This is a genomic window from Natronomonas amylolytica, assembly GCF_037031205.1.
GTDB classification, from domain to species: Archaea; Halobacteriota; Halobacteria; order Halobacteriales; family Haloarculaceae; genus Natronomonas; species Natronomonas amylolytica.
This window is the reverse complement of sequence record NZ_JAYEZM010000007.1, coordinates 183,766-192,894: the sequence shown is the minus strand read 5'-3', so window position 1 is coordinate 192,894 and position 9,129 is coordinate 183,766. Positions and strand designations below refer to the sequence as shown.

Genomic DNA, 9,129 nt, shown 5'->3' with positions numbered 1-9,129 from the left:
TTTAGAGAAGTAAAACGGCGTACCTCTTCGTTTTCAAATACGTTCAGCCACGTGAAGCCGACGACCGCAGAATCGTGGCTTCAAGCCTTCGCCGTCTGGTGGAATCATGCTTAACTTAACACGACGCCAGCGACATGAGTGGTCCAGACAGAGACTCACCGGAATTGCGCGAAGAAAGCGACTGCCATGATGGATACACCCCCCGTATGCAGCACGTCAATCCCGATACGAACTAGATATATCGTTACCTACTGTATTATGGCGCTCACAGCTATTGACTGTGCAACACTCGTAGCATCCGCGAGCGCCCGCAGGGTGCGAGCGGTTCTCCGCGCCGAGCGGTAGCGAGACGCGACCGTAGGGAGCGTCTCGGAAATGCGAATAGCGCGGGACCGAAGGTCCCGCGGACCATGCGAGCGGCGAAGCCGCGGGCAGACGGCGAACGGAGTGAGCCGTGAGCAGAGCGAGGCGCGGGACCGAGGCCCGACCCTCGAGAGGGCCGACGTGTCTTTTTCATCGAAGTTTTTGCTGGGTCGGCTTCGCCGACCCGTGCAAAAAGTTCGGGGTTAATCAGCGTCCTCGGCGCCCAACTGTTCGAGGACGTGCGCCGGCATCTGCTGGCGCATCTCCTCGGGAATGTCGTCGGGGCCGGCGGGAATGGAGGGGATATCGGCCGGTTCCGGCTGGAGGCTGGAACCGAAGAGATGGAGGGCGGTGTTGATGGTCGACCAGTCGTCGTTTTCGGCGGCCTCTCGGAGGCTTTCGGTCGGCGCCGAGAGCAGTTGGCCGACGAGGGCGTCGGCCATCGACTCGATAATCTCGCGTTCGGCCTCGGTCACGTCGTCGTCGGTTTCGGATTCGAGTTTGGAGATGGCGGTCCGAAGCTCGCGGGCTTTGATGCGCTCGGCGCCCTCGTACATCGCGGCGATGACCTGGTCAGCGCGTTTGCGCTTGTACTGGCTGATGAGGTGGTCGAACTCCTCGTCGATCATCGCCTCGACGGCCTGGGCGGCCTCGCGGCGCTGCTCGCGGGTCCGGTCGGTCACCGACTGGAGGGTATCGAGGTCCCGAACCTCGATGTCGTCGACCTCGTCGGCGGTGGGAGCCACGTCCCGCGGTTGTGCGAGGTCGATGACGAGCGTGTCGCCGACCTCGGTCAGGTCCTCGCGGTCGAGGACGTGGTCGCTGCTGCCGGTCGCGGTGATGACGAGGTCGGCGTCGACGGCGGCCGCGGGGACGGCATCGAGGCCGATGGCGGAGCCCTCGATGTCGAGTTCGTGGACGACGTGTTCGGCGTGTGGAATCGTCCGGTTGGCGACGAGGACGCGGTCGACCTCGTCGGCCAGCGCCTGTGCGGTAAGCGTCGCCATCTCGCCGGCGCCGACCACGAGGGCGGTGCCGTCCTCGATATCGCGTTCGCTCTTGGCGAGACGGACCGCGGCCGACCCGAGCGAGACGACGCCCTCGTTGATGGCGGTCTCGCTGCGGGCGCGCTCGCCGACGTGGAGCGCCTTGAGAAGTGCGTCGTCCAGCGTCGGGCCGATGCCACCGGCCGCACGGGCGTCCTCGTAGGCGTCTCGGACCTGTCCGAGTATCTGGTCCTCGCCGAGCACGAGCGATTCGAGTCCGCACGCGACCCGCATGAGGTGTCGAAGGCTCGTCTCGTGGCCGAGTTCGTGGCCAGCGTCGGCCGCGCTGCCGAGGTACTGTGTCAGAGCCTCCCGAGCCGTCGGTTCGTTCTCCGCGACGACGTAGGCCTCCGCGCGGTTGCACGTCTGGAGGACGAACGCCTCGGAGACGCCCGGTCGGTCGAGCAGGCTCTCGACGGCCACGCGCTGTGAGTCGGCGCAGGCCGCCTCGATGTCCTCGACGGCCGCGTCGCTGTGAGAGACGCTGATGCCCGCGATGATGCCCGTTCCAATTGTCACTTGTTGTCACCTAGCGCCGCTTCAATGACGGCGTCTACTGTTCGCTGACGCTTGAACCTTCCCGTACCTAAATCCTTCCAAACCTGCGGGGATTGCACCACCGCTCGCACCGCCGTCCGGCGTTCGGCCGGCGAGAGGTCGCGGGCCTTCAAGTCGGCCCGGAGTTCGGCGGTCAACTCGGCCATCTCCCCGGCGCCCTCGATTTCGGATTCGATGCGCTTGCGGAGTTCCTTCGACAGCGCGGGGCTGGCGCCGCCCGTCGATATCGAGACGACCACGTCGCCGTCTCGGACCGTCGCCGGGACGACGACGCTTCCGGGGTCGCGGCCGCCGGCGTGGTCTGCCCGGTTAACGAGGATATCGCGTTCCTGAGCGACCGACTCGACGGCCTCGTTTACGGCGTCGTCGCTCGTCGCCGCGACCGCCAGCGCGGGCTCGGTTCGGTCGAACCATGCGGGGATGTCCTCGGGGTCCGGTGCGGCCCGTACGCGCTCGGCGCCGCCGTAGTCGTCTGCCGGAAACTCCGGCGAGAGGACGACGACCTCGGCCTCGCGAGCGAACCGTCGGGCCTTCCGAGCCCCGACGGGGCCGCCCCCGACGACGAGGACGGTTTCGTCGGTAAAATCGTGGTAGAGTGGAATCATGCGGCGTGTCTATTCGGCGTCCGTGTTCGCCTCGGCCCGTTCGTCCAGCCGAATGCCCGTCTTCTTCAGGATTTCGCTGGAGAACAGCGTATCCCAGTCGTCGTCGCCGACGTCCCAGTACTCGTCCATCGTCGCCTTGACCTGCTGGATGCGCTTCTCGCTTTCTTCCTCGGAGCGACCGTGCGTCATCGCGAAGAAGTTGTACGGCCAGACGCCCTCGTGGCGGGGCCGCTCGTAGCAGTGGGTGACGAACCCGAGGCCGGCGACTTCGGGGCCGACCTCCCCGACCAACTCGTCGGGGACGTTCCAGACGGTCATCCCGTTCTCGGTGTAGCCCAGCGCGTAGTGGTTCGGGATGACGCCGACCCGGCGGACCTTTCCCTCGTCGTTGAACCGCTTGATGGTCTCGATGACCCACTCGGTGTCGACGCCCAGTTCGGCGGCCACGTCGGCGTACGGCGTCGCCGAAATCGGGAGGCCGCCCTGAATCTCGACGACGAGGTCCCGTTCGTCCGGCGTCAGGCTGTCGCGGTCGACGGCTTCGACGTCGGGTCCGAGCCCCGAGAGGTCGACGTCGCCGTCGGGAATCGGGCCGTCGAGCAGGAACTTCGCCTCGACGCGGAACTCCTGTTGTTTCGGCAGGTTGTACGTCTCCTGTCCGGTTTCGTCCTCGATGTCGGCCAGCACGCGCTCGACGGCCTCGGGGTCGGCCACCGAGACGACGAACCACATGTTGAGATGCGGGTGTTCGCGGCGGTAGTTGTGGGCGACCTCGCGGTGACTGTTGACCTGTTCGGCCACCTCATCGAAGCGTTCCTCGGGGGCGTGCATCGCCACGAGCGTCGCCGCACCGCCGATTTCCTGGGCGTTGATGAGGGCCCCGAACCGCGTGAGGACGCCCTCCTCGTCCAGTTCCTGTACGCGGGCCAGCAGTTCGTCGGCCGTGATATCGATACCCCGCTCGCGGAGCGCCTCGGCGGCCGGTCCGAACGGCTCTGCGACGACCGGAAAGCCGCCCTGAAAAGCGTTGATGACGGCCCGGTCGATGCGGTCCAACCCGGCGGTTTCACTCATTAAAAACGTCTCCGTGTTTCTGGGCAATAAGCACCGCGCTCGCGGTGAACGGGTCGCCTATGCACCGCGGACGCCCGTCGCGTCGAAGCCGAGGTCCTCGACGCCCTCGACGATGGCCTCCTGGTCGGCGTCGGCCTCGTAGTAGAAGACGACATCGTAGGTCCCGTCGCGGGCCAGTTGCTGGCACTCCCAGACGAACTCCTCGTCGTCCAGCGTCAGACCCTGATGCTGGTTGACGCCGAAGCGCTCGTCGTCGTTGCCCGAGTAGACGTAGGTGTCCGTGGGGTCGATGCCGCTGGCCTTGGCGATGAGGTTCCCGATATCCAGCGTCGCCTGATGGAGCGTCGGCTCCTCGTCGCTCGTGAGGTCGGTCCGAACAATGACGCCGTTCAGCTGTATCTCGCCGGGTTCGAGCAGCGCCTTGGTCCGCTCATAAAGGTCCTCGTCGATAGCGTCACTCATTGCTAGAGGCGACGCTATCGAGGGTAATACAGGTCACGGTCCGCGACGATAACGCCCGCACCGCGCCGAACTCGTCCGCTGTACGTCGTCTGCCGGTGTTACAGTCGCTCGAGGTTCTTCGCGCGCGGGCCTTTCTCGGCCTGCTCGATGTCGAATTCGACTTCCTGACCCTCTTCGAGGTCCGGGCCGCCGATGTCCTCCATGTGGAAGAACACGTCCTCGTCGGATTCGTCAGTCTCGATGAAACCGTAACCGCCAGTGTCGTTGAAGAAGTCAACCACGCCTTTCGCCATTGCATCTCTTCAGTCGACGTGCTAAAATAAAAACCCTGTGGGCACCTGATGTTTAAACGACAAATTCGCCGGTATACGGCCGTTAAGACGCTTCTGGCCGGGGAATCGCGTGCGGTCTCCGCCATCTACGAACCAACAAGACTCATTGGGCTGGCTACCGTTCACTTCGATATATGAGACGACTTCGTGGGCTACTCGAGGGTGCGTACGAACGACTCCTCGAGCGTGAAATTTCGGGTGCGCCGTCACACGTCGCGGTCATTCAGGACGGCAACCGCCGATACGCGCGCGAGCAGGGCGAAGAAAAGACCAAGGGCCACCGCGCGGGCGCCGATACGACCGAGAACATCCTCCGGTGGTGTTCCGACCTCGGCGTCGAGGAACTGACGCTGTATGCCTTCTCCACGGAGAACTTCAACCGCCCCGAAGAGGAACGAGAGGCGCTGTTCGACCTGATCACCGACAAACTCCGGTCCTTCGCGGACCACGAGAAGGTCCACGAGGAGCGCGTCCGCATCCGTGCCATCGGCGAAATCGACCGCCTGCCACCGCGTGTCCGCGAAGCGGTCGACTACGCCGAATCCCGGACGGCCGAGTACGACGACCTGCAACTGAACGTCGCACTCGCCTACGGCGGCCGCGCGGAACTGCTCGGCGTCGCCCGCGATATCGCCCACGAGACAGCCGCCGGTCGCCTCGACCCCACCGATGTCGGCGTCGAGGAGATAGAGCGCCGACTCACGACCAGTCCGACCCGCGCGGTCGACCTCATCATCCGCACCGGCGGCGACGAACGCACCTCGAACTTCCTGCCGTGGCACGCCAACGGCAACGAGGCCGCGGTCTACTTCTGTACGCCCTACTGGCCGGAATTCTCCCGTGCGGACTTCCTGCGGGCGATTCGGACCTACGAATCCAGGCAGGAGTCGTGGCGCCGCACCCGGGCCCGCCGTGCGGCCGCGCTCATCCGCTCGGTCGGCGACGTGGAACTGGAGGAAGCCCGCAACGTCGTCGGTCGCTTCCGTGAGTACCTCGACGACGACATCGACGACATCGAACCGGACGAGGTCGCCGACCCCGAACCGACGGCCGACTGATTCGTTCCCGGACATCCGCCGAACGGGGCGTTCTGAGAGGCCATGAGTGACGCGGGGAGGGCCGGAATCCGGCCGACGACCCGCGAACTGATGGCCGCGGGTCGGCCCGTGCGAAAAGTGGGTTTTATCCCGGGCCGCCGGGATACTCCGGGCATGGTAACGGTGCGGGCCCCGGCGACGAGCGCGAACCTCGGCAGTGGCTTCGACGTCTTCGGTGCGGCCCTCGAACGGCCGGCCGACGTCGTGCGAGTCTCGAAGGCCGACCGCACCACGATAGAGATTACGGGTGTCGGCAGCCAGTACATCCCCGAGGACCCCGACAAGAACACCGTCGGCGCCGTCGCCGAGGCCCTCGACGCGCCCGCCCACATCGAGATCGACAAGGGCGTTCGCCCGGCCTCGGGACTCGGCTCCTCTGCCGCCTCGGCGGCCGCCGCCGCCGTCGGCCTCAACGAACTCTACGACCGCGGCCTCACTCGCGAGGAACTCGTCCCCATCGCCGCCGAGGGCGAGGCCGTCGTCTCCGGCGACGCCCACTCCGATAACGTCGCCCCCTCCATCATGGGCGGATTCACCATCGCCCGCGACGACGGCGTCACGCAGGTCGATGCCTCCATCCCACTCGTCACCTGCCTGCCGGAAATCGTCGTCTCGACGCGGGACGCCCGGCAGGTCGTCCCCGACGGCGCACGCATGGAGCAGGTCGTCGAGACGGTCGGCAACGCTGCCACGCTCTCGGTCGGGATGGCCCGGGACGACCCGGACCTCGTCGGCCGTGGCATGAACGACAGCATCGTCACGCCCGCCCGCGCAGAACTCATCACCGGCTACGAGGAGGTCCGTGACGCCGCCTTCGAGGCCGGCGCCACCGGCGTCACCATCTCCGGGGCCGGCCCGACCGTCATCGCCGCCTGCCACGAGGGCGACCGCCGCGACATCGCCAGCGCGATGATAGACACCTTCGAGGCGGAGGGCATCGACGCCCGCGCGTATCAGACGCGCATCGGTCAGGGCGCGACTATTTTTTAAATCAGTTTTCCACGCTCTGCTCAGCGAAACCGCCACCTACTGAAGCGTACTCATCGGTTCGTTGAAAAACCGCTAAGGCTCTTTTGGCATGCTACAGGAGCGAAATCCCCGTGTAGCTCGCACTCACCGGTGGCGAGCGACCGTGCAAAACGTTCGGGGTTTAGAATTCCTTAACCACACCGTATCCGAGCCCCATAACGAGGCCGTACACGACGAAGGCGAGCAGGAAGAACGGCTGGAGTTCGGGGACGAACATGCCGAAGGGCGTCATCGTGTTGACCGCCAGCGGGACGCCGATGGCGCCGACGGCGATAGCGAGGACGACGCCGTAGACGACGCCAGCGAGCGTGGCGGCGGTCGTGACGGGGGCTAAGTCGAGGAAATCACCGAAAACGGCATCGAGGTCCTCGTCGCGTTCGGTGACCTGGTCCATCGAGTGGGCGTACCGGCTGAGACGGGGACCGACGGCGACGGCGAAGGTCATCCCGAGGATGAGCGAGAGGCCGAGCCAGACGGCCCAGCCGATTTCCATGCTCCCGCCGTAGCCGACCAGGGCGCCGAAATAGCGCATCGCGACCGGACCGACCATGTGGTGGACGACGAGGCCGCCGACGGCGCCGCCGAACAGGGAGCCGAAGACGATTGCACGCTGCCCGGAGGTACCGATGGCCGTCGAGGTGGGGAACTCCTCGTTCGAGATCGTCTGCTTCCGAAGGTGGCCGTAGGCGCCGCCGAAGACGGTGCCGAAGACGAAGTAGCCCGCGATGACGGAGTTGGTGTGTGGGAGGGCGAGCGCGGTTCCCCCCGCGCGGACGAGTGCGGGAACCGCGACCACCCCGACGACGCCGGTGAGGACGGCGCCGTAGACCACTCCCACGGCGAGGCCACGGGGGATGCCGACTCGGTATTCGACGGCGCGGGCGGCAAGCGGGACGAACGCCAGCGCCAGGAGGAACAGGAGGCCGAACCAGATGCCGAGGCCAGTCGTCAGCGAGGGTGAGTCGACGACCGTGCCGAGCGTCAGGAAGTAGACACCGCCGGTCGTGAGGGCGTTGGCGACGACCGCGCCCGCGGCGCCGCCGACGGTGGCACCGCCGACTACGGGGGCGCCGCGGCCCTGCAGGAAGGCCGGTGTCACTCGACTGGGGCCGCTGATGGCCTCGTAGCTCACTCCGAGAACGGGGCCGAAGAGGAGGTAGGCGGCGAGCACCGCCCCGTTCGTGTGGGGTGCCACGAGGGTGAAGGGAGTTGCCGAACTGAGAATCGGCGGCATGAGAAAGACCCCGACGACCGAAAGCAGCAGGCCGTAGAGCAGGCCGACCTTGAAGCCGGTCTGGCCGTGTGTATCCGCACGCTCGATGCGGCGGGCCGGAAAGACGGCGAAGCCGACACCGAGTGGGATGGCGACGGTGAGCCAGATTCCGAAGCCGAGGGGCGGCGAGCCGCTGAAGCCGGCCAGCGCGCCGACCAACTGGAGGTAGAGCGGCGCCTGCGCCAGCATGAGGGCCCCCGACGCCGCGCCGGCGACCAGCGAGGCGATGACCGTCGCGCGCGTCCGACCGACGAGGAACGCCGGCCGGAGCGGGCGGGCATTGACGACCTTGCCGAACGTCGACCCAAGGACGAGGCCGTAGACGACCCACGCGCCGAGGGCTGCGCCCCCGACGTCCTGGAAGCCGAGTTCCCACTGGGTTCCGGCGGTGACCGCGGCGGGAATCGCCAGCAGGCCGACGAACACCGCGAGGACGATGCCGTAGACGAGGCCGTAGCCGGTCGTGCTGTTGCCGCGGGCGGCGTGGCCGGCGGCGACGACGGCGAAGACGAGGCCCAGAGCGAAGGTGACGCCGACCCAGATGGCGAGGCCACCCGTCGGCGTCCCGATATCGACGATGGTCGAGAGGTACCGAAGATAGACCGGCTGTTGGCTGTAGACGACGGCGCCGGATAGCACGCCCGCGACGAGCGGCGCGAACGCGGCGGCCCGGACTCGGGAGCCAATAAAGGAAAACGAGGGGACCGGAAGCCAGCCGTCGCGAGCCAGTCCATAGGTGAGCCCCGACACTAGACCGAAGGCGGCGTAGCCGACGAGGACGTTCGTCTTGACGGCTGGAACGTCCGCGCCGACGGCGGCCGGGATGCCGACGAAGCCGACGACACCGCCGAGGACGAGGCCGTAGACGAGGCCGACGCCGCCGGTGCTCGCTATCGGGCCGGCGAGTTTCCGAAACGGTCCGAGTCGTGCGGTCGACCACGTCATACCGGCGGTGTAGTAGTCGGTCGCCGGTCGGGCGATGCCCCCGAACAGGAGGCCGAAGGCCACGGCAAAGCCCATCCAGACGCCGAAGGCCGCCGGCATCCCGCCCATCCCGGCGATGGAGCCGACGAAGGTGAGATGCAGCACCGCCTGAGTGTAGAACACGGCACCACCGACGAGTCCGCCGACGATGCCCCCTGCCAGTGCCGCGCCGGCGAGGCCGTCGCTCGACGCCGGCGCCCCTCCGGTCTCCGCCGGTCGACCGTGCGCGTTGCGTGTAGTCACGAGTCTCGACTCACTCTGTCCGGTCTACCTAATAAAGCGTTGTGGGGGGCTTACCCGGCTATT

The 9,129-nt window shown here is 66.8% G+C and carries 8 protein-coding genes and 1 pseudogene; 3 read left to right on the top strand and 6 right to left on the bottom strand.

What is annotated here, in order from left to right; translation table 11 throughout:
• A pseudogene (locus U5914_RS12160) lies at positions 1-114 on the top strand (IS6 family transposase); the annotation flags it as partial.
• A gap of 452 nt (positions 115-566) precedes the next feature.
• Here the strand turns inward: U5914_RS12160 and hemA are convergent.
• The 5 genes from hemA to U5914_RS12135 form a co-directional block, all read right to left on the bottom strand.
• A complete protein-coding gene (gene hemA / locus U5914_RS12155) occupies positions 567-1,928 on the bottom strand; it encodes a glutamyl-tRNA reductase (protein WP_336136035.1) in 1,362 nt (453 codons plus the stop codon).
• Positions 1,925-2,572 (bottom strand): precorrin-2 dehydrogenase/sirohydrochlorin ferrochelatase family protein, encoded by a 648-nt coding sequence (locus U5914_RS12150; RefSeq protein WP_336136034.1) that lies wholly within the window; start codon positions 2,570-2,572, stop codon positions 1,925-1,927. Before U5914_RS12150 ends, hemA begins: the two co-directional genes overlap by 4 nt.
• A gap of 9 nt (positions 2,573-2,581) precedes the next feature.
• Positions 2,582-3,646, bottom strand: coding sequence for a siroheme decarboxylase subunit beta (gene ahbB, locus U5914_RS12145; RefSeq protein WP_336136033.1), 1,065 nt, complete (start codon positions 3,644-3,646; stop codon positions 2,582-2,584).
• A 57-nt stretch (positions 3,647-3,703) separates the two neighbouring features.
• Positions 3,704-4,108, bottom strand: a complete 405-nt coding sequence (locus U5914_RS12140; protein ID WP_336136032.1) for a DUF5778 family protein — start codon at positions 4,106-4,108, stop codon at positions 3,704-3,706.
• 98 nt (positions 4,109-4,206) lie between these two features.
• Positions 4,207-4,401, bottom strand: coding sequence for a cold-shock protein (locus U5914_RS12135; RefSeq protein ID WP_336136031.1), 195 nt, complete (start codon positions 4,399-4,401; stop codon positions 4,207-4,209).
• Positions 4,402-4,574: 173 nt separating this feature from the next.
• Here U5914_RS12135 and uppS point away from each other — a divergent pair, with 173 nt between their 5' ends.
• Both uppS and U5914_RS12125 read left to right on the top strand, forming a co-directional pair.
• Positions 4,575-5,498: a polyprenyl diphosphate synthase gene (gene uppS, locus U5914_RS12130; RefSeq protein ID WP_336136030.1), complete on the top strand. Its 924-nt coding sequence runs from the start codon at positions 4,575-4,577 to the stop codon at positions 5,496-5,498.
• Positions 5,499-5,651: 153 nt separating this feature from the next.
• Entirely contained in the window at positions 5,652-6,527 is an 876-nt protein-coding gene (locus U5914_RS12125) for a homoserine kinase (protein ID WP_336136029.1), read from the top strand.
• Positions 6,528-6,687: 160 nt separating this feature from the next.
• Here U5914_RS12125 and U5914_RS12120 read toward each other — a convergent pair whose 3' ends face one another.
• Positions 6,688-9,066, bottom strand: a complete 2,379-nt coding sequence (locus U5914_RS12120) for a hypothetical protein (RefSeq protein ID WP_336136028.1) — start codon at positions 9,064-9,066, stop codon at positions 6,688-6,690.
• Between the last annotated feature and the right edge of the window lie 63 nt (positions 9,067-9,129).

What these genes read in the sequence shown, in the direction of transcription:
- U5914_RS12135 (WP_336136031.1), bottom strand. Translation starts at nt 4,401, where the DNA reads ATGGCGAAAGGCGTGGTTGACTTCTTCAACGACACTGGCGGTTACGGT.
- U5914_RS12150 (WP_336136034.1), bottom strand. Translation starts at nt 2,572, where the DNA reads ATGATTCCACTCTACCACGATTTTACCGACGAAACCGTCCTCGTCGTC.
- U5914_RS12140 (WP_336136032.1), bottom strand. Translation starts at nt 4,108, where the DNA reads ATGAGTGACGCTATCGACGAGGACCTTTATGAGCGGACCAAGGCGCTG.
- uppS (WP_336136030.1), top strand. Translation starts at nt 4,575, where the DNA reads ATGAGACGACTTCGTGGGCTACTCGAGGGTGCGTACGAACGACTCCTC.
- ahbB (WP_336136033.1), bottom strand. Translation starts at nt 3,646, where the DNA reads ATGAGTGAAACCGCCGGGTTGGACCGCATCGACCGGGCCGTCATCAAC.
- U5914_RS12125 (WP_336136029.1), top strand. Translation starts at nt 5,652, where the DNA reads ATGGTAACGGTGCGGGCCCCGGCGACGAGCGCGAACCTCGGCAGTGGC.